Genomic DNA, 24,728 nt, shown 5'->3' with positions numbered 1-24,728 from the left:
AAATGAGCACAGGTAAAATAATCGTAGCCGGTATCGGACCCGGCAGTGAATCAGACATTACTCCCGCAGTGTTATCTGCCATCCGGCAATCGGACGTTATCGTGGGATACAAATATTACTTCCGGTTCATTGAAAAGATAATCCGTCCCGAAGCCATATGTATCGACTCAGGGATGAAACGGGAGAAGGCACGTGCCGAAGAAGCATATAATTATGCGGCCGAAGGCAAAGTAGTAACCGTTATCAGCTCCGGCGATGCCGGCATCTACGGGATGGCCCCACTTATCTACGAGATGAAACGCGAAAAAGGAAGTAATATCAGCATCGAAGTGCTGCCCGGGATCAGTGCCTTCCAGAAGGCAGCCTCCCTGTTGGGTGCCCCGGTAGGACATGACTTTTGCGTGATCTCCCTCTCCGACCTGATGACACCGTGGGAACTGATAGAAAAACGCATTAAAGCTGCCGCTTCGGCAGACTTTATCACCGCCATCTATAATCCCAAAAGCGAAGGCCGCTACTGGCAGTTCTACCGCCTGATTGAAATTTTCCTACAGGAACGTGATCCGCAAACACCGGTCGGCTTTGTCCGTCAGGCAGGACGCGAAGAACAGGAAGTGACGATCACTACACTGGCAGACTTCGACCCGGAACAGGTGGATATGTTCACCGTCATCCTTATCGGCAACTCACAGACCTATAAGTTTGAAAATAAAATGATTACCCCGCGTGGGTATTATGGCGAAATCAAGATGGCCGCCAAGGAAACCGGAATCGGACAGGACATCATGATCCGCAGTTTCCGTACCATCGAGAAAGAACTGAAAAACCAGGATATTCCGTTAGACAAGAAATGGGCCTTGCTGCATGCCATCCATACAACAGCTGATTTCGATATGGAAAACGTACTGCGGGTAGACGATAATGCCGTTTCCATGCTCTACGAAAAACTAAGCAGCGGCGTAGTCCGTACCATCATCACCGATGTCACTATGGCAGCATCCGGCATCCGCAAAGGTGCTTTGCAACGCATGGGACTCGAAGTGAAATGTTACCTGCAAGACGAGAAAACCGTTGCCCTCGCTGCCGAAAAAGGGATCACCCGCACACAGGCCGGCATACGGATCGCGGTTAGCGAACATCCGGACGCTCTATTCGTATTCGGTAATGCCCCGACGGCACTGATGGAACTATGCGACCTGATCCGCAAGGGAAAAGCGACCCCTGCCGGAATCATCGCCGCCCCCGTCGGTTTTGTGCACGTACAGGAATCGAAACATATGGTCAAACCGTTCACCTCCATCCCTAAACTCATCGTTGAAGGACGGAAAGGTGGAAGTAACCTTGCGGCTACACTGACTAACGCTATACTTTGTTACAACGACGCTATTAATTTAAAACCAGGAAGAGACGTATGAGAACACAATTCACCGTCATCGGCATTCCCGATGACCCCAACTACATCAGCAACAACAAGACAATAGTAGACATAATCAACAACAACACATACTTTTCAGGAGGCAAGCGCCATCATGAGATCGTCATGCCTTTCCTGCCGCCGGATGCTATATGGATCGATATTAAAGTACCGCTCGACAACGTTTTCGACGAATACGAATACCATCAGAAGATCGTTGTATTCGCTTCGGGCGACCCTTTGTTCTACGGATTTGCTTCAACGATACTTAAACGGATGCCGGAAGCGGAAATAACGCTCCTGCCCTCGTTCAATTCACTACAGATGCTTTCGCACGAACTAAAAGTATCGTATGAAGACATGACCATGGTATCCCTCACCGGACGTCCATGGCATGAACTCGACCGCGCACTGATAGAAAACCGGGGGAAAATCGGAGTATTGACCGACCATGTGCGTACCCCGGCCTCCATCGCTATGCGCCTGCTGAAATACGGTTTCACACAATATAAGATGTATATAGGAGAACATCTGGGCAACCCGGAAAAGCAGCGCATCTCACGCTCGCTTGCCCTGTCGGAAGTGGAAGAATATCCCATCGACAGCCCGAATTGCGTGATACTGCAACGGATGTATAACGATATCACCTACCGTCCGCTGGGCATTCCCGACAAACTGTTCGAACTGCTTGATGGCAGGGAACGCATGATCACGAAAGCGCCTGTCCGGATACTGGATATGAGCATGCTGATGCTCCCGATGTGCAACCATTTCTGGGATATCGGTTTCTGTACGGGATCGGTTTCCATCGAAGCGAAAAGGCAATATCCCCATCTCCACATCCACGCATTCGAGATCCGCAAGGAATGCTGGAAACTGATGGAAGAAAACAGTTCGAAACTGGGAGCACCGGGTATCGACGTACATATATGTGACTTCATGGAGGAAGACGTTTCTGACCTGCCCGCACCCGATGCCGTATTTATCGGCGGGCACGGAGGCAAGCTGAAAGAGATCGTAGGCAAAGTAGCTCGTTATCTCGCTCCCGACGGCCTGCTGGTATTCAACTCCGTATCCGAAGAGAGTGAAAAGTTATTTATAGAATCGGTTCACGAAGCCGGATTAAAATTAGACGAACCTTTGCATGTAAGTGTCGGCGATTATAACCCGATCACCATACTAAAGGCATTTAAAGAAGCAAAATAGAAGAACGATGAATAAACGATCAGTAGCAATCGTCGTGGTATCGGTCAGCAGTCTGCCGCTGGCACGGCAAATAAAGAAACAATATCCTGACGCTGTGATCCACAGCAAGGAATCGCAGGAAGAGACGGTAGTAATGGAATCGATCAACACCATTGTCGGAGACCTGTTCCTCCAGTCGGACGCGATCATCTTTATCGGGGCAATGGGTATCTGTGTACGCTGCATCGCTCCTTATATAATGGACAAGCATACTGACCCGGCGGTCGTCTGCATCGACAGTACCGGTAAATATATCATCCCGGTCCTCTCCGGCCATATCGGAGGGGCAAACGAGTTGAGCATCGAACTGGCACAGGTACTCGGGGGCAACGCCATTGTCACCACCCAAAGCGATAATACCGGATTATGGGCGCTCGATACGCTGGGAGAAAAATTCGGTTGGTCTGTCGTAGCCGACGACCTGACGGACAATGAAAATGCAATGAATGCCTGCATTGCCGCCTTCGTCAATAAAAAACCGACAGCCCTTATATTAAATGTACGCGAGAAGGGTACGGAATACCTCGAACACACCTGTCCGGACCATGTCCGTATATTCAATAAATTCTCAGACATTCCCCTCGACCAGTTCGAGTTGGTGATCACCGTCGGGCCGTTTATCTACGAAGCGGATATCAAGATGGTCTCCTACTTCCCGAAAGTGCTACACCTGGGTATCGGCTGCCGAAAAGACCTCAAAGGCGATCCTGTCGAGATGCACCAACATATCATCGCCACCCTGATCGACAACAACCTCTGTCCCGAGTCCATTGCCGACATATCCTCCATCGACCTGAAAAAGGACGAAGCGCTCCTGGCCCTGCTGGCCTACGGCATTATGGACTGTCCATTCAAGACCTACCCGGCAGACGTTCTGAACAAACTCGCCATCCCCAACCCTTCCGCCAAGGTAAAGGAAGTCACTCAGTCATCAAGCGTGGCGGAAGCCGCGGCGATACAAAGTGCCGGAGGCGGACTCCTGTTGCTGGAGAAACAAAAGGGACAGCTGGGAGAAAGCAACGATTATACATTTGCCGTGGCAATGGATAAATCCGTACAGCGGCAAGGCCATATCGAAATAGTCGGTGCCGGTCCGGGCGATCCGGAACTAGTCTCGATACGTGGCAGGAGGATGCTCGAAAAGGCAGACCTGATCCTGTATGCCGGCAGCCTCGTTCCAAAAGAACTGACCTATTGTGCGAAACCGGGAGCCACCGTACGCAGTTCGGCAGATATGAACCTGGAAGAGCAGTTCATCCTGATGAAAGAGTTCTACGACAGGGGTAAGTTCGTTGTGCGCCTGCATACCGGCGACCCCTGCATCTACGGGGCGATACAGGAGCAGATGGCTTTCTTCGACCAGTTCCATATGAGTTATCATATCACCCCGGGGATATCCTCTTTCCAGGCTGCCGCTGCCGCTTTGCGCTCGCAGTTCACCATCCCGGAAAAGGTACAGACCATCATTCTCACCCGTGGCGAAGGCCGCACGCCGATGCCTGAAAAAGAGCAGCTGCACAAACTGGCCGCCAGCCAAAGCACGATGTGCATCTACCTCAGTGCAGGCATAGCGGACAAGGTGCAGGAAGAACTTCTCGAACACTACGCCCCTACCACACCGGTAGCCGCTTGCTATAAACTGACCTGGAAGGACGAACGCATCTACCGCGGAGAGTTGAAAGACCTGGCGAAAATCGTCAAAGAGAACCATCTGACGTTGACCACCCTACTGGTGGTAGGCGACGCGATCGACAACCGCGAAGGCCTCTCACGCCTTTATGCCGACGAGTTCAAACACCTGTTCCGTAAATAACCTGTTTCAGAAAAGGCTATGATACTGATATTGGGAGGAACAACGGAGGGACGGGCCAGTGTCCGCATCGCAGACGAAGGAAGTGCACCTTATTATTATTCGACCAAAGGCGCGCTCCAGGAAATAGAGTGCGCGCATGGCATCCGCCTGACCGGAGGCATGGATACGGCAGCGATGGAAACATTTTGCCGGGAGAAAAACATCCGGTTGCTGGTCGACGCCGCCCATCCCTTCGCCTCGGCCCTGCACCACACGGTTGCAGAAGTATCCTCCTCCCTCCGATTGCCGGTGATCCGTTACGAACGGCGTTATCCGCCCCGCGACCCCGATCTGGTCTGGTGCGACAGTTACGACGACGCCATCCGTAAACTGGAAGAACATGGCATCCGGCACCTGCTTGCCCTCACCGGAGTAAACACCATCGCCCCGCTACGCCCCTGGTGGGAAAAGCACCCGGCATGGTTCCGCATTCTTGAACGCGAAGAGTCGCTCACAACCGCCACCCGTCAGGGATTTCCTGCGGACTATCTGTGCTTCTATCAGGATGAAGACGATGCCGGAGCACTGATGGACCGGTTGCAACCGGATGCCGTTATCACCAAGGAAAGTGGCCGGTCAGGCTATTTCAACGAGAAAATGACGGCTGCCCGCAAACGTTCCATCCCCGTATTCGTTGTCAAACGGCCGGCATTGCCCGAAACATTCTATATCGTTTACGGAGAGAATGGATTACGCAAACAGATCGAACGCCTGCTGCCGGAGTTCTTTCCCCTGCATCACGGCTATACGACCGGAGCCTGTGCCACGGCAGCAGCTAAAGCGGCCCTGACCGCCCTATTAAGCAAAGAGGAACAAACAGCCGCATCCATCACCCTGCCCTCGGGCGAAATAATCACCTTGCCGGTTGCCGCAACCGAATGGGACGGTGACAGCGCGACCTGTTCAGTCATCAAAGACGCCGGTGATGACCCGGATGTCACCAATGGCTCTATGATCATTGCCAACGTGGCTTTTTCGACAGCCTCCAACGATGCACCTGTCCGTTTCGTCGCTGGTCCGGGAGTAGGCACAGTCACTCTGCCCGGATTAGGGCTGGAAGTTGGAGGTCCTGCCATCAACACGACACCCCGCAAAATGATCACGGATGAATTGGCTGCTGTTTTACAAGCGTTCCGTCAGAACAACCCGGCTGCTAAACACCTGCCGCCGAGTCCCGGACTGACAGTCACGATCTCCGTTCCCGGCGGAGAAAAACTCGCCGCCAGGACATTCAACCCGAAGTTGGGCATCGTTGGCGGCATCTCCATCATCGGGACATCCGGCATCGTACGCCCTTTCTCCACCGACGCCTTCATCGCCTCTATCCGCAAAGAAGCCGAAGTAGCCAAAGCCATCGGCTGCCGGACACTGGTCATCAATTCAGGAGCTAAAAGCGAACGGTATCTGAAAGCCCGTTACGCGGAATTACCACCCCAGGCTTTCGTACACTACGGAAACTTTATCGGCGAGACATTGAAAATAGCCTCGGCGCTCTCCTTCGACCAAGTAGTCATGGGGATCATGATCGGAAAAGCAGTCAAGCTGGCGGAGGGATTTCTGGATACCCACAGCAAGAAAGTAGTCATGAACAAAAACTTCCTTCAGGAAACCGCCCGCGAAGCCGGCTGCCCCGAAGCAGCAGTCCGGCAGATCGAAACGATTACCCTCGCCCGCGAACTCTGGCAGTTATTCCCTTCCGGAGAACAATCACCCTTCTTTTCTCTCCTTTTGAAGAAATGCTATGCACATTGTATCCCGCTCCTTCCCCCGGATAAATTACAGATCGTATTGATCACAGAGGAAGGTCAGATTCGGGAATAAATAAGATTTACCGGATCATTTCCTCTAAAGATGTTCAATCTCATCTATTGGCAAACCAGTACACTGACCTTCAGCTCTTCCTTCACGTATAGCGCTGTTATAGAGTGTTCTTTCCACGCTGATGCCATCCCAGAAATGTTCGTATCCGGCCAGTTCTTCGTCGGTAAAGGCCGATTCTTCAAGAACTGTCAGAGCTTTCGTGATTTCAGGAGTCTCGAGCAGTTCTTTCAGGACGACACGGGTAGATTCATTTATCTCCGTCAGGAAACGAAGCCAAAGGACGTGCATACGCTTCTCGCTATAAGTATGAGGAGTGAATTTGGGCAGTTCGACAAAGATCAACTGCAAGTCGTCGATGATATGATCCGTGTGTTCGATATGCCCATCGCATAGTGGTGGTAATATCCTTCGAGAGTAGGCTCAAACACTTCATTCACCAGATTAAGCGAATAAACCGGCTGCACAGGTTTCCCTAAGGCGGCACGCTGACTTTCGGCAGGGTGACGGTGGCGTTTGTGGACGATTTTGCCCAATCGCTGCGCGACGAAGGGCTGGCGGTCAATACCGTCAACAGCTATGTCGGGGGTTTTCGCGCCCTCTACAACCGGGCAGGCAGGACGGGATTGTTTGAGATACCCGAAAAATCTCCATTCGCACACCTGCGGCTGCGCCGGGAGATCACCGTCAAACGCGCGCTTTCCTCGCAGGCGGTCTGCGAACTGGCGCAGATGCAACCCTCGGCAAGCACCGGACTGCGCCGGTCGCTCGACTATTTCCTTTTCTGCTTTATGGCTTGCGGCATGCCGTTCGTTGATCTGGCACATCTCACACGCGACAATATCGTGGGAAAGGATATCGTCTACCACCGGCAGAAGACCGGAATGCGGGTACAGGTCAGTATCACTCCGAGCATGCGGATGATCATCAAACGGTATGCCCGCAAAGACAGCCGTTACCTCTTCCCTATCCTTTTCGAAGACGGAGGCAGCCGCAGCTATTATAAGTACCAGCTGGTGCGCTACAACGCCGACCTGAAAATTATCGGCAACTATCTCAGGCATCCGGTAACGCTCACCTCCTATGTGGCGCGCCATACCTGGGCTACCGAAGCTCTGCGGCAAAACACACCGATAGCCGTCATCAGCCAGGCCCTCGGACACACCTCAGAACAATCCACCCGTTTCTATCTCGATTCACTGGATCAATCCATCATGAAAAGAGCTAACAGGAAGATTACAAAGGTCGTGGATAATCTTGTCACTGGGAAGGCATAATACCTTATTTCGTAAATAAGGTACAGGGTAGAAGAGGAAAAACATGAACAAAATATCAATCTATCTAATAATAACGATCACTTTGTTATCCGTCTTTCCAATGAAAGGACAACATGTCGCATTGAAAAGTAACCTGCTTTATTGGAGTACTACCACCCCGAATATGGGTTTTGAGTTTCGGATGGGTAAAAAACTGTCACTCGACCTTTGGGGAGCGTATAATGCCTGGGAATTTAAAGATGATATGTCACAGAAACACTACCTCGTACAACCCGAACTCCGCTACTGGCCCTGCCAGACTTACGAAGGGCACTTCTTTGGATTACATGGACATTACGGACATTTCAATATCGGACAAATCCCCTTTATCCCCGGACTGGAAGAGAAAAACTACCGCGGCTCACTCTACGGCGGCGGACTGACCTGGGGGTATCATTGGGTGATCGGCCGTCATTGGGGACTGGAAACGTTTGTCGGTGCCGGCTATGCCTATATGCAATACGATAAATATGTGTGTTATGACTGTACGGAAGTCATAGCCAGTTACCGCCGCCATTATTTCGGTCCGACCCGTGCGGGCGTTTCCCTGATCTTTTTTATCCACTGACAACCTTCCCCGTATGAAAGATATCTTATAATAGCATGCGCCGGATGGCTGCTCTCTCCCGTTACAACGGAAGCGCAGCAACCCGGTATCCGCCTTTCGATGGGCGGCGCTTCGGTGGGCGACGACGACAGTGTCTCGCTCTCTCTGCATATCGTGCTCGAAGATATCCGTGTCCCTTCATCGCGCAGCCTGGTCCTCGAACCCCGCCTCGAAGCCAATGGGCATTCGCTGGCACTTCAGGCTATCGTAGTAAGCGGCCGCCGCCGTGCTCGTTACGATACCCGCGCCCTGGCGGTCGACCCATCGACCCGTATCCCCGGCAGTGACTGCTACCGCCGCATCGTGTCCCCGAAAAAAGGAAGCCGCCACGAAATCGACTATACGGTCCGCGTACCTTACACCTCCTGGATGCGCAACGCCAGGTTGTCGCTCCGCCAGATCAGCCGCAACTGCTGCCGTGGAGAGGTGCTTGCCGACGAGGTGCTGACCGCCGACCTGGCGCTCGTTCCGCCCTGCGTGAAGATAGCCGGCGAACCCACTGCCAAGGTAGTATCCGCGTGGAGCCTGACTTCGGGAAGAACCCGGAAGAACTCGCCTATGCCGACAGCCTGTTCCGTCGCCTGAAAGAATCCGGCATCTCGCAGTTCCGGCAGGTGCTGGTCACCGGCTACGCCTCGCCCGAAGGGGCCTACCAGCATAACGAGACCTTGTCGCGCCAGCGTGCCGAAGAGTTCCGCACGTACATCAGCCGCCGTTACCTGCCGGAAGGCTGCCCGGTGATCTGCGGAAGCGTGGCGGAAGACTGGGAGGAACTGCGCCGCATGGTATCCGTCTCCGGCAAACCCTAGTAGTGATAACGATCTTTGACATGGTGGGGGGAAATAAAATGAATTTATTTATAACGTTTGGTTTTGTTAGGAAAAGATTAAATATTTATCTCTGAAGTGGTTCAACTTACTGAATAAATTATTTATCTTTACCAAACAAAACTTATTAGCTATGAAAATCGAGTTCGGACAATCCTATTTGCGGGAACTATATGAGAAAAGAACCTGTTATTACAGTTTGTACCATTCTTAAATTGTCGAATCATTATAAGTAAAAGTGTTATGAGTAAAGAATTAAGACCTTATAAGCCAACTCATCCTGGTGAAGTACTGAAAGATGAGTTATTATCACGTAAAATCACTCAAAAGAAATTTACAGAGTTGATTTCAATTCCTTATACAGAACTAAATGAAATTGTGAAAAAGGGAGATACAGAGACACCGGCCGACGGTGCCCGCCTGCAACTGTCTTTCCGTAACGGTACGACGACACGTGTCATCGGCGAATCGTTTGCCGCGACTACCGAAGAGAAGAAGATCAATAAACTGTCCTTCTATGTCTACCCCGCCAAAGAAGCGGATCAGGAATTTGTTCCTTTCCAGCGTTATGTGTTCGATATGACGGAAGTCACCACCGCTACCCCGCTGGAAACAGACAGCGTCACCATCACCCAGGCAGCCGACGGCGAATATACCTGCGACTTTATCCTGCGTGAAGGAGCGGGCTTCGACTGCTGGGTGGTAGCCGTCGCCAATGCCACCGATGTTTTCGACGAGACAAACAACCAGAATACCTATGCCAAACTACAGGAAGCCCTGTGCTACGCATCCGCCATGCCTTCCACTCCTTCTGCCAATCCGAAGGATGACGATCACTATGGCCTGATGATGTATGCCGAAAACCACGGGATGATCCGCAAGTCGACGACCACCGGCATGAGTTTTCAGATGCAACGCCTCGCCGCCCGCATCGACATCACCAACCGGGCTTATAAAAAGGAGAAGCCAGAAGAAGGTTTCGTACTCGAATCGGCCCGCATAGTGAACGCCAAACGGCAAAGCTACGTAATCCCTGCCACCGCCGAACCGTGGACCGTTCCCTGCCTGACAACCGACTACGCCTGGATAGACAACAGCGGGACAAAGAAAATCCTCGTGTTTGCACAGACCGGTACAGCCGGAACCGACGGCTTCGACGAAATAGACGACCAGATGGCCACCGGAACCATCGAACAACGCCTCTAGCACGAACTATACACCAGCGAGAACGACGACAACAACACGGTAACCTCGACCACTGTCGAGATCAAAGGCCTGTTCCGCGACGCACCGTTCAGCCGTGTGATCCCGTTCGTGAACAAAGACAAAGAGCCGGTCCTGATCGAACGCAACCATCGTTACCTGATCCTGATCAACCCGGCTCCCGACCAGACAGACGTCACCTTCAATATCCAGGTAGCCGACTGGGATGCCGTCGACACCATCAACGTGAAGCCGACGCAGAAGGTTGTGCCGGAACTGGCGGAGATCACCTGCGGCGGGACGGGAGGCAGTTACACTGCGGATACGAAGACGGTCGCCTACCCGGCAACTGGTACGGATACCTCTTTCACTTTCACAGCCGTCTGTCCGTTCGATACGGATACGAAAGTAGTTTATCCGGAAGGGTATGAAGGGGCAGCATGGATCAACGTCCAACAGGGAGAATCAACGAATACAAAAGCCTCCACCGGCCTCAAACGCACCTACACCGTCACCCTGACCGGCCAGGATGCTGCCGATGCCGCCGAACGCTCCGCCTTACTGTTAATCCGCAACGCCGCCAATGCCACCGCACGCGATACGTTACATATTCAACAAACGGTACAGCAATTCCGTAGTAGAAATAATTGAACTATCCAACTGTCAAAGTGGCTCATCTGTTACAGGTTCATTTGCCGTCTGCTTTAGCTGACGGTTTATAAGCTGGTTCTTTTTTGGGCTTTAGCCACATTTCTCTCAGATAGAAAGCTTTAAGAAATGGGACTAAAGTCCAAAGAGATAGATTCTTTACTAGTCCGTCAGCTAAAGCAGACGGCAAATAGACCTGTAATAGTCAAGTAAGGTTGATGACAGGATAGCTCAAATCTAATAAATATTAATCCATCACTAAAACACCAATCATATTATGAACAAAGCAAATCTTATAAAATCAATTGCCCGGCGTACAGGGGCAACGGAATGCCAAAGCAAAAAGATGCTGGAGGCATTTATAAAAACACTGGAAGAGGAACTGGATGAAGGGAACGGGATCATCCTGCAAGGTATCGGCACTTTCTCTCCCTGGTATCAGAGCAAACGGCTCGGACGTAATCCGCGTACGGGAACGACCTGTGAGATCGCTCCCCGCACCAGCGTCAAGTTCAAACCGGGGAAATTGCTATTGCAGTGGCTGAACAGGAAATAACACGGCTTACTCGAGCCTGATCTCCTTACTCTGTACATAGGAAACATCCAACTGCCCGCCGGCACTCCCGTTGCTTTCCTGCAAAGGACTCACTTTTGCACGGCTCAGCGACAGGGTTGCCTTACCGGGCAGTGATGAATTACTGAACGTGATATTGATGGAACGGCTGCCCTCGTCGCGGTTAAAAATGCTGTTCACTCCGCCATCATAACTGATAGTAACTTCCACCACTTCGTTCGGACCAACCGAATCGCCTTCCCAGGTCAACGTGGTCGTACCTTTCACCTTTGCCGATGTAAACGATTCGGGAATAGCGATCGGTTTTACGTCTTTTATGGAAGCGACATTGGTATAGACCTCATCTTTTGCACGGGTAAAGGTGAAAGTCATATCTTCCAGTCCTTTAAAAGAATACGTATAGAAATAAATACCCACATTGGCAAAGTTGGGGTCCTTGCCGTTGAACAGGATGGAAGCCGGACCATTCAGTTTGATGTTGATCCCCGCACTATCCTGCTTATTGAAATTCGCTCCGACATTTGTCTTATTATTAGTCACATCGTAGGAAACACCGAGATTCTGATAGAAAGGGACATCCGGTTCAATATCGGAAGAATCATCACTGTCGCAGGAGGTGAGTGTCCATGCGAATAAAAGGGAGGCAAACAAGAAATACTTTTTCATGACGTTTAATATTTTGAATTACCTCTATATAACAAACGAAATGAAAAAAGTTTATCCCGTTAACATTCTCTGTCAGGTCTCAAGACACATCAGCAGTTCTTCAACAGAAGCAACCTGCCGCGGCGGATTCCCCGAAAGATAAAGGGTGATCGGAGATTCCACCGTCTCTCCCGCATCAATCCGGCTTTCCGATTCTATTTCGCAGCCGGCATGAATCCCGTTCCGCAGAAGCGCCTTACGCACCATCGCATATTTCTGGCCGCTGCCGGTAAGGCGGATTTCCCTGTCATAACGGTTGTCGATGCGGAACAGGCCGGTTTCCATATCGAAGACAATCCCTTTGCGGGCAAAGAAACCGCTCAGGTAACCGCTTAAAGCGAGGTCCTCGGGCGTACCGGTACTGATCCCTTTCACCTTGTCCATCAACCATATCTTATCGGCGATCTGAAGGGCCAGTTCAAGGTCGTGGGTAGAGAGGAAGATCGTTTTATTGGTCGTGCGGGTAAGATGATGCAAAAGCTGCATGATCTCCACCTTACTGGGAAAATCGAGAAAGGCAGTCGGCTCATCCAGGAAGATTACAGGCGTTTCCTGTGCCAGTGCTTTGGCGATCATGACCTTTTGCCGCTCACCGTCGGAAAGGGTGTGTACCATGCGCGAGGCGAGGTTCTCGATCCGGACCATGGCGATCGCCTCTTCCACGATCCGCCTGTCTTCTTTACCCAAGCGACCCCAAAAACCAGTGTACGGACTGCGTCCCATGCCGATCAGTTCACGGACAGACATGTTGCGGATGTCACACTTATCTGTCAGCACCACTCCCACTATAGTGCTAAGCTCCTTATCACTATAGTCCTGTATATCGCGGGACAGTAGTGCTATTTCGCCCGACAGGCGAGGCTGGAAAGCGGATAATGTACGTAATAAAGTAGACTTTCCGACACCGTTGGCTCCCAGCAAGCAGGTTAATTCGCCACTATAGATCGTTGTCGTTATATGACTTGCTACCAGCTTTGTATCACTTTTAGAATGATAACCGATAGACAGGTCTTTTATCTGTATCGTTGCCTCTTTCATACTCATTCGTTCAATTCGTTCTTACGTTTGCGGAACAGGACGGAAGCTACTACCGGAGCTCCCACCAGGGCCGTTACCGAGTTGACCGGCAAGGCTCCTTCAAAGCCAGGCATACGAGCGATCAGGTTGCAGGCAAGCGCCAAGGCGGCACCGGCAAAAAGGACAGCCGGCATCAGTACGCGATGGTCAGAAGTCTGAAAGATGGCGCGGCAAAGATGCGGCACTGCCAGTCCCAAGAAGATGATCGGCCCGCAATAAGCTGTGACGATAGCCGTCAGCACACCCGCCGAAGTAATGACGAGCAGGCGCGCCCGTTTTATATTCAACCCCAGGTTACGCGCATATCCGTCACCCAACAACATCAGGTTCAGCGTCTTTATCAGCAGGAAGGAAAGAGGGATCAGCACCGCCATAATGATCACAAATAACATCATCTGGTTGCCCGATACACGGGAAAAACTTCCCAACCCCCAGATCACATAAGCACGGATATCCTCTTCCACACTAAAAAACTTCAATACCCCGATCACGGCATTCGCTACATAACCGATCATCACACCGATAATCAGCAACGTTACATTTCCTTTTACTTTCTGCGAGACATATACGATCAGAGCCATCACAGACAAAGAACCGATCACGGCTGCAACCGACAGGGCTATCTCCCCCATGAACCCCAGCTTGCTGAGCGCCACACCTCCCAGGCTGCCACTCAACAGGACGACAAAGGCAACACCCATGCTCGCCCCCGAACTGATACCCAATACGGAAGGTCCGGCAAGCGGATTACGGAACACGGTCTGCATCTGAAGCCCGCTGATCGACAATCCGGCACCGGCAACCAAAGCCGTCAGTGCCTGCGGGAAACGCGACTTCCAGATAATGTTCTGCCAGGTGACAGGCTCTTCGCCGCTACTGAAAATGATATGCCAGACCGACTGCAACGGGATGGAAACAGATCCCAGCACCAGATTCAGAAACAACAGGACAACGATGGTAACAACGATCAGAAGCATCAGGAAAGTATTCGAGTATTTCATCGTCGCTTATTTAAGTAAATCATAATAGACCGGTGTATGGTCCGGTAATAAGTCCGGATGGAAAATATGCAACAGGTCAGCCAGCAAGACCTCCGGCTCGGTAGGCATACTTTCGTAAAAAGGCTTCTCCCGCATGTTACAATAGATGACGTCTTTCTCCCTGAACGCACGGAAATCGGCATAACGCGGGTCTTGCTCCTTCAGGGCCTCATAACTGTATGTACCGGGATAACTGTTCACGATACGCCAGTAATCGGCATCGTCAGCCTGGTTGTATATCGTTTCAAAATCGAGCGTGACACCACCGGAACGGTCGTCGTCCTTCAGGAAATAATCGGCACCGGCATCCTTGAAGAGTTGCGCTAGGAAGCTCTTCCCGCCTACCGCATACCAGTTTCCTCCGTGTATCTCGCCGCTGAAGACGATCGGACGTTTCTTCACCTGTCCTTCGGCTGTCAGCGCTTTCAGTTCATTGTAACGTTTTTCTATGGCGGAGAACTTATCGTTCGCCTCTTTCTCCATACCGAGCAGCAATCCGACGAACTTGATCCATTCCGCCTGTCCCAGCGGAGTCGTTTCCTTATATCCCAAGTGCGGTACCAAAGGGATACCGACATCTTTCATTGTCTCATATCCGCCCCGTTTGAAAGGAGAAATAAGAATCAAGTCAGGATTGATGCTCATGATCACTTCGTTATCAAAATTACCCTCGATACCGATCTTGGCTGTCTTTCCTTCTTTCAGCTGCTTATTGACAGTCTGGTTGAAAAGATGACGGGTACTGGTGATGCCGACCACTTTATCTTCCGCCCCTAGCTTGATGAAATTGGATAGCTGCAATGAAGTCATGCAAATGGCACTACGCACAGGGATCTCGATAACCGTATAATCCGCAGGGATACCTTCCGGCTTCGTTCCGCGCTCTACCAAGGCATATTGGAAACGGGTGCTTTCTTCATTCTGGGGATCTTGTATATCCATCAGGATATAACCGTCGGCATAGGACAGTTGAAAACCTTTGGCATATTGCGGCGTAATATGCGCCTCACGATCAGCAGATGCTGTCTGCTGTGCCGAAACACTCTCCTTCTCCTCCCGATTTTCCTTCGATACACACGACGTTGCCAGTAATGCAACCAGGCAACAACCTGCTAAATACTTGTTCATATTCATATTTGTTTTTATCCGACACAAACTGTCCAAACCCACGAGGACAACTGTTATGCTAAAAATGGCAGGTCTTCTGACTTACTTCCATCCCGAAAGCCTTCCCGATCACCTACGGATCAGTGGCAAAAGGTATTATCGGAATGTTACGAAGTTTCACAGCAGCGTGGACTGTCCGGGATTTCCACCCGGTTCCCTTTTAATCTGTCTCCATGAACAGGAGTTTTACAGAACCTATTTCGATCGCAAAAGTAATAAGAAGTTTGCAACTTTGCACTATTTTCAGCACATTTGCACCCCAAATAAAAACAAGAATAAAATGACTTACCCGATCAGTTTCGTATCATTAGGTCCCGGCGAACCGGAACTTATCACAGTGAAAGGTCTCCGACAACTTCAGAAAGCAGATATTATCTACTGCCCAGCCACCCGTAACAGGCAGGGTGAAATCCTCTCGCGTGCCGCCGATATCGTACGTGCACTGGAAATAAACGAAACTGTCATCCGCTGCTTCATGCTCCCCATGAGCAAAGACCGCACGGAAGCCTGGAAAGCCTACGACGCCCTCTACAACGAAGCCGCCGCAAACTATGCGGAAGGCAGACAGATCGTTATCGTAGCCGAAGGCGATGCCGGCTTCTATTCTTCCATCCAGTATATATATGACAAGTTTATAGAGACGGGAATCGACGTTCAGCGTATTGCCGGAATCCCCGCCTTCATCGCTGCCGGAGCACTGGCCGGCTTGCACATTGTCAAACAGGAAGAACAGATCGTCGTTATTCCCGGCACTCCTTCCGCGGAAGAATTATCTGAAAAGATAAATGCCGGATACGTGATCGTCATTATGAAACTGTCGCAATGCGTGGAAGCCGTACATGCATGTATCCGCAAGCATCCGCAGACACAATTCCATTATTTTGAAAATGTAGGAACGGATAAGGAATACTACACCTCCGACCGGCAAATCATCGCAGAGAAATCTTTCCCTTATTTCTCACTGATGATCATACAATAAAAAAAGGGTGTAGCAGAAGAAACTTTTGCTACACCCTCAACTTAAAAATTACTATCCCGATTATTGTATCGCAAAAACTATACGGATTCTATGATACCGTTCAGACGGTTCATATGGTAGCGAAGCGACTGGACAGATTCCCAGTTCTGATGCCCCGACTTGCACAACTCACGTGCACTCACTAATACTCCTGAAATGTGACTGCTGATCTCTTCAATCTTTTTATTCGTTTCATTATAAAGAGTTTCAGTCTCTTCCGGTGAATAGATGGAAGCAGATTGTGCCAACGATTCAAGTAACTTCATCTGATAGACTCCGGCCCTGGGGATCAAGTTGCTGATGGCATAATGATGAAGATCCTGGATTTCCTTCTGCTTGGTGGTATCCCAACCGACATTATTCATACTCTCCGAAGAACCCATCTTCGAAAACATTCGAATACCCAAACAATCTGCAATTGTTCTAACCCATGATCCTGTCTCTGTTTCTCTTGAAACGACGCCTGCCAAACTAAATCTCATTGTTGCCATAATCAAATCTCCTTAATTACATAAACCGAAGTTTTTAAAATTGTTATTTACTTTCTTTTTATCACTCTAAACTTGCTGCTAGTTTCATTTTGTCATTGTGATGTCACAAAATTAGGCAAATTATCATACACCACAACCCTTTATCTATATTTTAAAGTTCTTTAATACAAGAACTGTCGAAATGCACTGTTTTTGCCAACCAAAGATTACAAATAAGTTGAAAAACGCACACTTCACTTAACAAAGAATCATCACCAGCCTCCTTTTTGTGACTTTTGTCAATATAACACCAATTTTACGCAGTTATCAGGCATTACAACCTTTCATTCTATCATTTTGTTATTTAATTAAAAATAATATACTTTTGTTGCCTCTTTAAACTTACATAAGCACATGAAATCGGATATAGAAATTGCAAGAGAAGTCTCCCTTCGCAAAATAAAGGAAGTTGCCACAGGTTTGGGTATTCCGCGCGAAGAAGTACAAAACTATGGTCGGTATATCGCCAAAGTGCCCCTTCACCTGATCGATGAAGAGAAAATCAAAAAACATAACCTGATCCTGGTAACGGCTATCACGCCTACCAAAGCAGGTATCGGTAAAACAACCGTATCTATCGGTCTGGCCCTGGGCCTGAACAAGATAGGTAAAAAGGCAGTCGCCGCCCTGCGTGAACCCTCGCTGGGTCCGTGTTTCGGAATGAAGGGCGGAGCAGCCGGAGGCGGATACGCACAGGTACTGCCGATGGAAAACATCAACTTGCATTTCACCGGCGATTTCCACGCGGTTACATCTGCCCACAACATGATCACAGCGTTGCTGGATAATTATATCTATCAGACACGCAACACCTGCGAAGGGCTGAAAGAGATCAAATGGAAACGCGTGCTCGACGTAAACGACCGTAGCCTGCGCAATATCGTATCCGGCCTGGGAGGTTCGGCAAACGGTGTTCCGACAGAGACAGGATTCGACATCACGCCGGCTTCCGAAATGATGGCTATCCTTTGTCTGGCGACCGATCTGGAAGACTTGAAACGCCGCATCGGGAATATCCTGCTGGGATATACAAACGACGATCAGCCGTTCACAGTCAATGACCTGGGGGTTGCCGGAGCGATCACCGTACTGCTGAAAGACGCCCTTCTGCCTAACCTGGTGCAGACAACAGAAAATACCCCTGCTTTCGTGCATGGCGGCCCGTTCGCCAACATCGCCCACGGCTGTAACTCGATCATCGCGACAAAGATGGCGCTTACCTACGGCGATTACGTGATTACGGAGGCTGGTTTCGGTGCCGACCTGGGTGCTGAGAAGTTCTTCGACATCAAATGCCGCAAAGCCGGCCTGAAACCGAAACTGACGGTTATCGTTGCTACCGCACAGAGCTTGAAGCTGCACGGCGGCGTTCCCGAATCACAGATCAAGGAACAGAATATCGAAGGTCTGCGCAACGGCTTTGCCAACCTCGACAAGCATGTGGCCAATATGAAACGTTTCGGTCAGGAAGTGATCGTTACCTTCAACCGGTATGCTACCGATACAGACGAAGAAATCGCCCTGGTTGCCGAACATTGCAAAGAGCTGGGTGTAGGCTTCGCCATGAACAGCGTATTCGCCGAAGGCGGTGAAGGTGGCGTGGAACTGGCCAAACTGGTAGTAGATACGATCGAAAACAAGCCGTCGGGCGAGTTGAAGCTGATCTACGAAGATACAGACAATGTACGCGACAAGATCAAAAAGGTATCCGAAGAAATCTACGGTGCTGCCTCAGTCACTTATACAACATTGGCGGACAAAAAGATCAAACAGATCGAAAGTCTGGGTATCTCCCACTACCCGATCTGTATCGCCAAGACGCAATATTCATTCTCTTCCGACCCGAAGGCTTACGGCGTTGCCAAAGACTTCGAACTGAAAGTGCGCGATATCATCATCAACAACGGTGCCGAAATGATCGTTGTCATCATGGGTGAGATCATGCGTATGCCGGGACTTCCGAAAGACCCGCAGGCAAAACGGATCGACATCGTGAACGGGTTGATCGAAGGGTTGAGTTAATTGAAAATTAAGAGCTATTTGTTTATAGTGACAGGAGTAACTAATTCCATCACTATAAACAAATATTCATATCTGATCAATCATGATTCAACGTGTCGATCATTTATTTCTGTTGAAAAATTTATTGAAAAATACTATCTGATAGTCAATGGAATTGCGCCAATAGTCGCCATTATGCGCACCCGGGCGGACAATGAAGTCGTGGTCGATCTTGTATTTCAGCAGCTTTTCATGAAAATTGTTATTTACTTCAAAGAAGAAATCACTGTAACCACAATCAAAGATCAAAGCTAAATCACCGTTCTTCAAACGATCAATCTGGTTGATGACCGTATGTTTCTCCCATACTTCTTGATTTTCACTTTCTTTGCCCAGCCATTCACTCATATTCCAGTTATTGGGGAAAGGACGAATATCAACACCGCCGCTTGTGCTCCCGGCTGCACCGAAAATATCCTTATGACGGAACGAGAGCCACATGGCGCCGTGGCCTCCCATGCTCAGACCGGTGATGGCGCGTGCCGTGCGGTCTTTTATTGTCGGGTAGTTGGCGTCGATATAATTGACCAGTTCCTTAGCGACAAAAGTTTCATAGCGGTAAGAAGGATTGACCGGACTGTCCCAATACCAGCTGTTCTTGCCATCCGGACAAACAAATATGATTCCATACTGGTCAGCGATCTCGGGTAAGTTTGGTTTCAAACCGATCCAGGTTTTGGCATTTCCTCCATGCCCGTGCAGTAAATAAATGACCGGAGCCGTTGTCTTTCCGCTTCCCGGCAGGACGATAACGGTCTGAATCTCTTTATTCATCGCATCACTGCGTACATGAATCGTATCGACAACCGCCGCCTGAACAGACAAGGCGAAAAAAGCAACTAGAGACAAAAAAAATATCTTTGCTTTCATAATCTTGTATAGAATTTATTAGTTGAAAGCAAAGATATTTATTTTTTGGTTAGAAGACTTCTTTCCAGTGCTTCAGATTTGTATCGATCGTATCCATTACTTCTTTTGAGCGGCCTTCCATCAGCAGTTTATACATGGTCTGCGCAAATCCGAGCATTTGGGTGAACTCGATCTTCGGAGGCATCGCCAAGGCATTCGGATCGGTCATGATATTGACCAGGACGGGACCGTCGGAGGCAAAGGCTTTTGTCAGCGTCGGCAGCACATCATCCGGATTGCTGACATTGTATCCTGCCATTCCCATCGAGAGGGCAACACGGGCAAAGTCGGGATTGAGCATCGTCGTCTGCCAGTCCGGCAGTCCGGCGACTTCCATTTCCAGTTTGACCATTCCCAACGAACGGTTATTGAAGACGATCAGCTTGACCGGCAGTTTATATTGCACGATCGTCGCCAGGTCGCCCAGCATCATCGAAAGGCCGCCATCGCCACAGAGGGCAACCGCCTGACGGCCGGGATAAGCCAGTGCCGCCCCTATGGCCTGCGGCATGGCATTCGCCATCGAACCGTGGTTGAACGATCCCAACATCTTCCGTTTTCCGGTTGCTTGCAGGTAACGGGCGCCCCATACGCAGGTCATGCCCGTATCGACCGTAAAGACGGCATCTTTTGAGGCCAGTTCGTCGATTATGGAAATGACATATTCCGGATGGATCTTTTCATCTTTGCCTTTTACTTCAGCGGCCGAGCGCAGGTTTCGCTTCACCTTGTCGTAATGGGCCAGTTGTTCACGCAGGAAGCTGTCATTCGTTTTCTGACGGACCAAAGGGAGCAGTTCCTGTAAGGTATCTTTCACATCGCCGCAGAGTCCCATCTTTATTTTGGCACGACGCCCCAGACGGTTTGCTTTGATATCGACCTGCACGATTGTATTGTTTTGCGGCATAAAGGCTTCGTAAGGGAAATCCGTACCCAACAACAATAAGACTTCCGCTTCGTGCATGCTGTAATAGCCGGAAGGCATTCCCAACAGGCCGGTCATACCTACTTCGTTCGGGTTATCGTACTGGATTTCCATTTTACTTTTGAAAGAATATGCCACCGGGGCATTCAGGCGCCGGGATAATTCGACCAGTTCCTTATGGGCGTCTTTCGCTCCTATCCCACAGAAAATGGTTACTTTTTCCGCTTTGTTCAGCAGGTCGGCCAATGTGTCGATCTCTTCTGCCGAGGGGCAGACGCGCTGTTTGGTCGGGAAAGGCTGCTGGGATGATTCGCCCGACGTTGCAGTCTTCGAAGTCAGGTCGCCGGGCAGACCGATCACTCCTACTCCGCGAAAAGAAAGGGCGGCCTGTATGGCTCCCTGCAACATGCGAGGGAACTGTTCGGGCGTTGTTGCGACCTGGTTGTAATAACTGCAATCTTCAAATAATTTGATTGTATTGGTTTCCTGAAAATATTCCGTTCCGAACTCGTGGGTCGGCAATGTGGATGCGATGGGCAACACCGGTGCTCCCGAACGTTGGGCGTCATATAACCCGTTGATCAGGTGGACATGTCCGGGGCCGCTACTTCCCGCACAGCAGGCCAGTTCGCCGTTCAATTGCGCTTCGGCGGCAGCGGCAAAAGCGCCTGTTTCTTCGTGGCGGACGTGGATCCATTTGATCTTTCCGCTTTTACGCACAGCTTCGTTTACCTCGTTCAAGCTGTCTCCCGTGACAGCATAGATACGTTTTACGCCTGCCTTTTCAAGCGTATCGACTAATTGTTCCGCTACATTCTTTGCCATAATTATATGTACTTTTTCTTTTATGTTTTGTTTATAAAAGAACTATGGTAGAATGCAAAATGTTTTGAAAACAGGGTATAATAAACATCAGCAGATTTTATAAGTGTATCCCAGTCCTTTTTGATATAAAATCGTTACCTTTGCGGCGATTGTTTAGGGAAATAGTTATGGGAACTTCAAAAGAAATGACCTCCGGCGCTGCATTACCGTTGATCTTCAACTTTGCGATGCCGGTACTTTTAGCCAACTTACTCCAACAGACCTACTCTTTGATCGATGCGGCTATTGTTGGCAAGTTTTTAGGGATCGATGCTTTCTCGGCTGTCGGTGCCAGTACTTCCGTCATTTTTCTTATCATCGGGTTTTGCAACGGGTGTTGTGCGGGATTTGGCATACCGGTAGCACAGAAGTTCAGCGCTAGGGATTACAGTACGATGAGACAGTATGTTTCTATCAGCCTGCAACTGGCGGCTGTCATGTCGGTTATTATTGCGGTCGTTACAAGTCTCTATTGCCGGGATATTTTAAGGATCATGCAGACGCCGGAGAATATATTCAGGGATGCTTATCTCTATTTGCTGGTTACTTTTATCGGCGTTCCGTGTACATTTTTCTATAATCTGCTTTCCAGCCTCATCCGTGCACTGGGCGACAGCAAGACTCCATTCTGGTTCCTGCTTTTTTCAACGATACTCAATGTGATTCTCGATCTGGTTTGCATCTTGGTATTCAAATGGGGAGTTGCCGGGGCGGCCATTGCAACGCTTCTTTCACAAGGTATATCGGCCGTTCTCTGCTACATTTATATGTATCGCCGCTTTGAAATATTAAGGAGCACGCGGGAAGAACGGAAGTTCCGGCCTAACCTGGCAGGGAATTTGATGTGGATTGGTGTGCCGATGGGACTTCAGTTTTCCATCACGGCAATCGGCAGCATTATGTTGCAGAGTGCCAATAACGCATTGGGATCGGCCTGCATTGCTGCGTTTGCTTCGGCTGTGCGCATCAAGTCGTTCTTTATCTGCCCGTTCGAAAGCCTGGGGATTGCCATGGCCACTTATACCGGACAGAATTACGGAGCCGGAAAGCCGGAACGTATCTGGCTGGGTATTAAGGCAAGCGGATTGATGATGATTGTCTATGCTGCATTTTCTTTCCTTATACTGATACTGGCATCACGCGAACTGACGCTGATCTTTGTCGATCCTTCCGAGACGGAAATCATAAATGATGCCGTTCAGTTCCTGCATATTTCCTGCTCATTTTTTCCAATCCTGGGAATTTTGTGCATCCTGCGTTATACAATCCAGGGAGCCGGATTTACGAATCTGGCTATGCTGTCGGGCGTATCCGAGATGATTGCCCGTACGCTGGTCAGTATTTATGCGGTACCTGCTTTTGGATTTATGGCCGTTTGCTTCGGTGATGCGACTGCCTGGATGGCTGCGGATTTGTTTCTGATTCCGGCCTTCATCTATGTATATAAGAAAATAAAAAAGGTAAAAAGATAAAACTTGCAGTACGAACTGCGGAGAGAGCGGGATTCGAACCCGCGAAACCCTTTAGGGGTTTACACGCTTTCCAGGCGTGCCTCTTCAACCACTCGAGCATCTCTCCTTTTGTGAAGAACCGGAGAACATATAACCCTCCATATATAATAAAAAAGCAGCTTTTATGCTGCTTCTGCGGAGAGATAGGGATTCGAACCCCAGGAACCTTTCAGTTCAACGGTTTTCAAGACCGCCGCAATCGACCACTCTGCCATCTCTCCAATAAATCAAAATTATCAACACCTCTTTAGAGGTTGCTTTTCAAAGCAGTTGACGTTTCTTGTTTACGGGTGCAAAAGTAGGTAAAAGATTCATACGCTCCAAATTTTGGATGCTTATTTTTATATCTTTTTTTACTATATCCAACCTGAAACCACCTTTTTTACAGGTAAGTTTCTGATACTCTTTATAGATAGAAAAGATTACAAATTTTGAATCAGTTCACGCTGTGCTTTAAAAAATGCGATCCTCTGCCTCTCACCACTGACTGAAATCATGATAGAAGAACGGATCAGGGCCCTCAACCATTTCCGCAACTTCTCGTAGGTCCCCTCATCCAGGGAGGCGACCGAGCTAAGGATGAATGTTTTTATCAGGCTGATATGGTAGTTTTTTATCTGGACGCACCAATAACTCGTATCAAAATTCACACTCGAAATATAGATAAAGACTTTATTCCCGGTTTCCTCAAAATAGCCGCGTGTTGCGAGTTTCTCCATTTCATCCAACAAGTCCATCAGTTCATTCTTCAGATGTTTTACATCCTCTTTCCCGATCAGATGAATACTCATAAAATAATTAATATCATTTACCAGATAATGAAATATCAACGGATCGAGTATGTAATATGAATTATGGATATGCCGTGCTTCTTCTACCCCAGCCAACTGTATTCCCAGAAAGCGGTCGGTGACCTCTATCTCTTCAAAACGTTTTGTTTTTCCCGGAGTTCCGCATTGGTATAGCCACTTGAAAAGATAAAACTGCGAAATATATTTATATTTCATATAAAGCTGCTGAGGCAAAATGTTCGTACAATCGATCAGTTCGGACCTATCATCTTCACGAGCCAGACCTAATATATCGATATACTGATCCAGCATATCATAATCAGTCTCCATCGGATTCACAAAATCCACCAATTTCAATTGGAACGGTCTGCTTTTCGCAGTAACTGTACCGACCAGGTTATCCAATGATATCCCAAATGCATTCGCGATAGTGACGATCTCTGCAAATGTAAAAGCGACCTCTCCCCGTAAACGCCGGTAAACAGCCTCCTTCTCAATACATAATAAATCAACAAGCGCATTTACTAAATTCGTTTTTTGAGGAAATTCCTCTTTGATGGCATTTAGCAAATTATCATACAAAAGTTCTTTTTTCATGTTACAGAATTATAAGTCTTGATATTAGT

The 24,728-nt window shown here is 49.3% G+C and carries 21 protein-coding genes, 2 tRNA genes, 2 pseudogenes and 1 riboswitch; of the genes and pseudogenes, 14 read left to right on the top strand and 11 right to left on the bottom strand.

All coding sequences use genetic code 11. The annotated features are described in order from the left end of the window. Window positions 1-2 precede the first annotated feature (2 nt). Genes cobJ through cbiD form a run of 4 tightly spaced genes read left to right on the top strand, consistent with a single transcriptional unit; the run spans window position 3 to window position 6,332 of the window. Window positions 3-1,415 (top strand): precorrin-3B C(17)-methyltransferase, encoded by a 1,413-nt coding sequence (gene cobJ, locus NBH15_RS18910; protein WP_250823309.1) that lies wholly within the window; start codon window positions 3-5, stop codon window positions 1,413-1,415. Next, window positions 1,412-2,620, top strand: coding sequence for a precorrin-6y C5,15-methyltransferase (decarboxylating) subunit CbiE (gene cbiE / locus NBH15_RS18905; RefSeq protein ID WP_128135619.1), 1,209 nt, complete (start codon window positions 1,412-1,414; stop codon window positions 2,618-2,620). The genes cobJ and cbiE overlap by 4 nt, the downstream gene beginning before the upstream one ends. A 7-nt stretch (window positions 2,621-2,627) precedes the next feature. Beyond that, on the top strand, window positions 2,628-4,472 hold the full coding sequence (cobM, locus tag NBH15_RS18900) for a precorrin-4 C(11)-methyltransferase (RefSeq protein ID WP_250823308.1): 1,845 nt from the start codon (window positions 2,628-2,630) through the stop codon (window positions 4,470-4,472). A gap of 18 nt (window positions 4,473-4,490) precedes the next feature. Further along, on the top strand, window positions 4,491-6,332 hold the full coding sequence (gene cbiD, locus NBH15_RS18895) for a cobalt-precorrin-5B (C(1))-methyltransferase CbiD (RefSeq protein ID WP_250823307.1): 1,842 nt from the start codon (window positions 4,491-4,493) through the stop codon (window positions 6,330-6,332). A gap of 24 nt (window positions 6,333-6,356) precedes the next feature. Here cbiD and NBH15_RS18890 read toward each other — a convergent pair. Further along, window positions 6,357-6,796: pseudogene (locus NBH15_RS18890) on the bottom strand (PD-(D/E)XK nuclease family transposase); the annotation flags it as partial. A gap of 21 nt (window positions 6,797-6,817) precedes the next feature. Between NBH15_RS18890 and NBH15_RS29525 the strand changes: the two are divergent. From NBH15_RS29525 to NBH15_RS18860, 7 genes and pseudogenes are all read left to right on the top strand, one after another. Beyond that, a pseudogene (locus NBH15_RS29525) lies at window positions 6,818-6,952 on the top strand (phage integrase SAM-like domain-containing protein); the annotation flags it as partial. Window positions 6,953-6,955: 3 nt separating this feature from the next. Further along, the gene (locus NBH15_RS18885; RefSeq protein ID WP_250823306.1) at window positions 6,956-7,606 is read left to right on the top strand and encodes a site-specific integrase; all 651 of its coding nucleotides are present in this window, start codon (window positions 6,956-6,958) and stop codon (window positions 7,604-7,606) included. A gap of 43 nt (window positions 7,607-7,649) precedes the next feature. After that, window positions 7,650-8,213, top strand: a complete 564-nt coding sequence (locus NBH15_RS18880) for a DUF3575 domain-containing protein (RefSeq protein WP_250823305.1) — start codon at window positions 7,650-7,652, stop codon at window positions 8,211-8,213. Between the two features lie 557 nt (window positions 8,214-8,770). Then, window positions 8,771-9,061: an OmpA family protein gene (locus tag NBH15_RS18875; RefSeq protein ID WP_250823304.1), complete on the top strand. Its 291-nt coding sequence runs from the start codon at window positions 8,771-8,773 to the stop codon at window positions 9,059-9,061. Between the two features lie 261 nt (window positions 9,062-9,322). Next, entirely contained in the window at window positions 9,323-10,285 is a 963-nt protein-coding gene (locus NBH15_RS18870; protein WP_250823303.1) for a fimbrial protein, read from the top strand. A gap of 108 nt (window positions 10,286-10,393) precedes the next feature. Then, window positions 10,394-10,933, top strand: a complete 540-nt coding sequence (locus NBH15_RS18865) for a hypothetical protein (protein ID WP_128135611.1) — start codon at window positions 10,394-10,396, stop codon at window positions 10,931-10,933. A gap of 274 nt (window positions 10,934-11,207) precedes the next feature. After that, window positions 11,208-11,486 (top strand): HU family DNA-binding protein, encoded by a 279-nt coding sequence (locus NBH15_RS18860; protein ID WP_128135302.1) that lies wholly within the window; start codon window positions 11,208-11,210, stop codon window positions 11,484-11,486. A gap of 6 nt (window positions 11,487-11,492) precedes the next feature. Here NBH15_RS18860 and NBH15_RS18855 read toward each other — a convergent pair whose 3' ends face one another. The 4 genes from NBH15_RS18855 to NBH15_RS18840 all read right to left on the bottom strand — a co-directional run bounded on the left by NBH15_RS18855 (window position 11,493) and on the right by NBH15_RS18840 (window position 15,454). After that, window positions 11,493-12,170, bottom strand: coding sequence for a hypothetical protein (locus NBH15_RS18855; protein ID WP_128135303.1), 678 nt, complete (start codon window positions 12,168-12,170; stop codon window positions 11,493-11,495). Between the two features lie 72 nt (window positions 12,171-12,242). Next, a complete protein-coding gene (locus NBH15_RS18850; RefSeq protein ID WP_128135315.1) occupies window positions 12,243-13,247 on the bottom strand; it encodes an ABC transporter ATP-binding protein in 1,005 nt (334 codons plus the stop codon). A gap of 2 nt (window positions 13,248-13,249) precedes the next feature. Next, complete coding sequence (locus tag NBH15_RS18845) at window positions 13,250-14,287, bottom strand: iron chelate uptake ABC transporter family permease subunit (protein WP_128135304.1); 1,038 nt, start codon at window positions 14,285-14,287, stop codon at window positions 13,250-13,252. 6 nt (window positions 14,288-14,293) lie between these two features. Then, a complete protein-coding gene (locus NBH15_RS18840) occupies window positions 14,294-15,454 on the bottom strand; it encodes an ABC transporter substrate-binding protein (protein ID WP_250823302.1) in 1,161 nt (386 codons plus the stop codon). Between the two features lie 49 nt (window positions 15,455-15,503). Next, window positions 15,504-15,708, bottom strand: a riboswitch (cobalamin riboswitch). Window positions 15,709-15,773: 65 nt separating this feature from the next. Between NBH15_RS18840 and cobI the strand changes: the two genes are divergently transcribed. Then, a complete protein-coding gene (cobI, locus tag NBH15_RS18835) occupies window positions 15,774-16,472 on the top strand; it encodes a precorrin-2 C(20)-methyltransferase (protein WP_250823301.1) in 699 nt (232 codons plus the stop codon). A 77-nt stretch (window positions 16,473-16,549) separates the two neighbouring features. Here cobI and NBH15_RS18830 read toward each other — a convergent pair whose 3' ends face one another. Next, window positions 16,550-17,002 (bottom strand): hypothetical protein, encoded by a 453-nt coding sequence (locus NBH15_RS18830; protein WP_250823300.1) that lies wholly within the window; start codon window positions 17,000-17,002, stop codon window positions 16,550-16,552. Between the two features lie 393 nt (window positions 17,003-17,395). Here NBH15_RS18830 and NBH15_RS18825 point away from each other — a divergent pair, with 393 nt between their 5' ends. After that, window positions 17,396-19,063, top strand: a complete 1,668-nt coding sequence (locus NBH15_RS18825; RefSeq protein WP_250823299.1) for a formate--tetrahydrofolate ligase — start codon at window positions 17,396-17,398, stop codon at window positions 19,061-19,063. A 99-nt stretch (window positions 19,064-19,162) separates the two neighbouring features. Here the strand turns inward: NBH15_RS18825 and NBH15_RS18820 are convergent, their stop codons facing one another. Both NBH15_RS18820 and NBH15_RS18815 read right to left on the bottom strand, forming a co-directional pair. Next, window positions 19,163-19,972, bottom strand: coding sequence for an alpha/beta hydrolase (locus tag NBH15_RS18820; RefSeq protein ID WP_250823298.1), 810 nt, complete (start codon window positions 19,970-19,972; stop codon window positions 19,163-19,165). 49 nt (window positions 19,973-20,021) lie between these two features. Continuing rightward, a complete protein-coding gene (locus NBH15_RS18815) occupies window positions 20,022-21,761 on the bottom strand; it encodes a thiamine pyrophosphate-dependent enzyme (protein WP_250823297.1) in 1,740 nt (579 codons plus the stop codon). A gap of 167 nt (window positions 21,762-21,928) precedes the next feature. On the opposite strand from NBH15_RS18815, the gene NBH15_RS18810 reads away from it, so the two are divergent. After that, window positions 21,929-23,272, top strand: a complete 1,344-nt coding sequence (locus tag NBH15_RS18810) for an MATE family efflux transporter (protein ID WP_250823296.1) — start codon at window positions 21,929-21,931, stop codon at window positions 23,270-23,272. Window positions 23,273-23,290: 18 nt separating this feature from the next. Here the strand turns inward: NBH15_RS18810 and NBH15_RS18805 are convergent. The 3 genes from NBH15_RS18805 to NBH15_RS18795 form a co-directional block, all read right to left on the bottom strand. Further along, window positions 23,291-23,378 (bottom strand) — tRNA-Ser (locus NBH15_RS18805). A 69-nt stretch (window positions 23,379-23,447) separates the two neighbouring features. Continuing rightward, window positions 23,448-23,532: transfer RNA gene (locus NBH15_RS18800), tRNA-Ser, on the bottom strand. Window positions 23,533-23,733: 201 nt separating this feature from the next. After that, a complete protein-coding gene (locus NBH15_RS18795) occupies window positions 23,734-24,699 on the bottom strand; it encodes a helix-turn-helix domain-containing protein (protein ID WP_128135308.1) in 966 nt (321 codons plus the stop codon). Between the last annotated feature and the right edge of the window lie 29 nt (window positions 24,700-24,728).

The organism is Parabacteroides caeci (genome assembly GCF_023656795.1).
GTDB classification, from domain to species: domain Bacteria; phylum Bacteroidota; class Bacteroidia; order Bacteroidales; family Tannerellaceae; genus Parabacteroides; species Parabacteroides segnis.
This window is presented reverse-complemented; position numbering and strand designations above follow the sequence as displayed.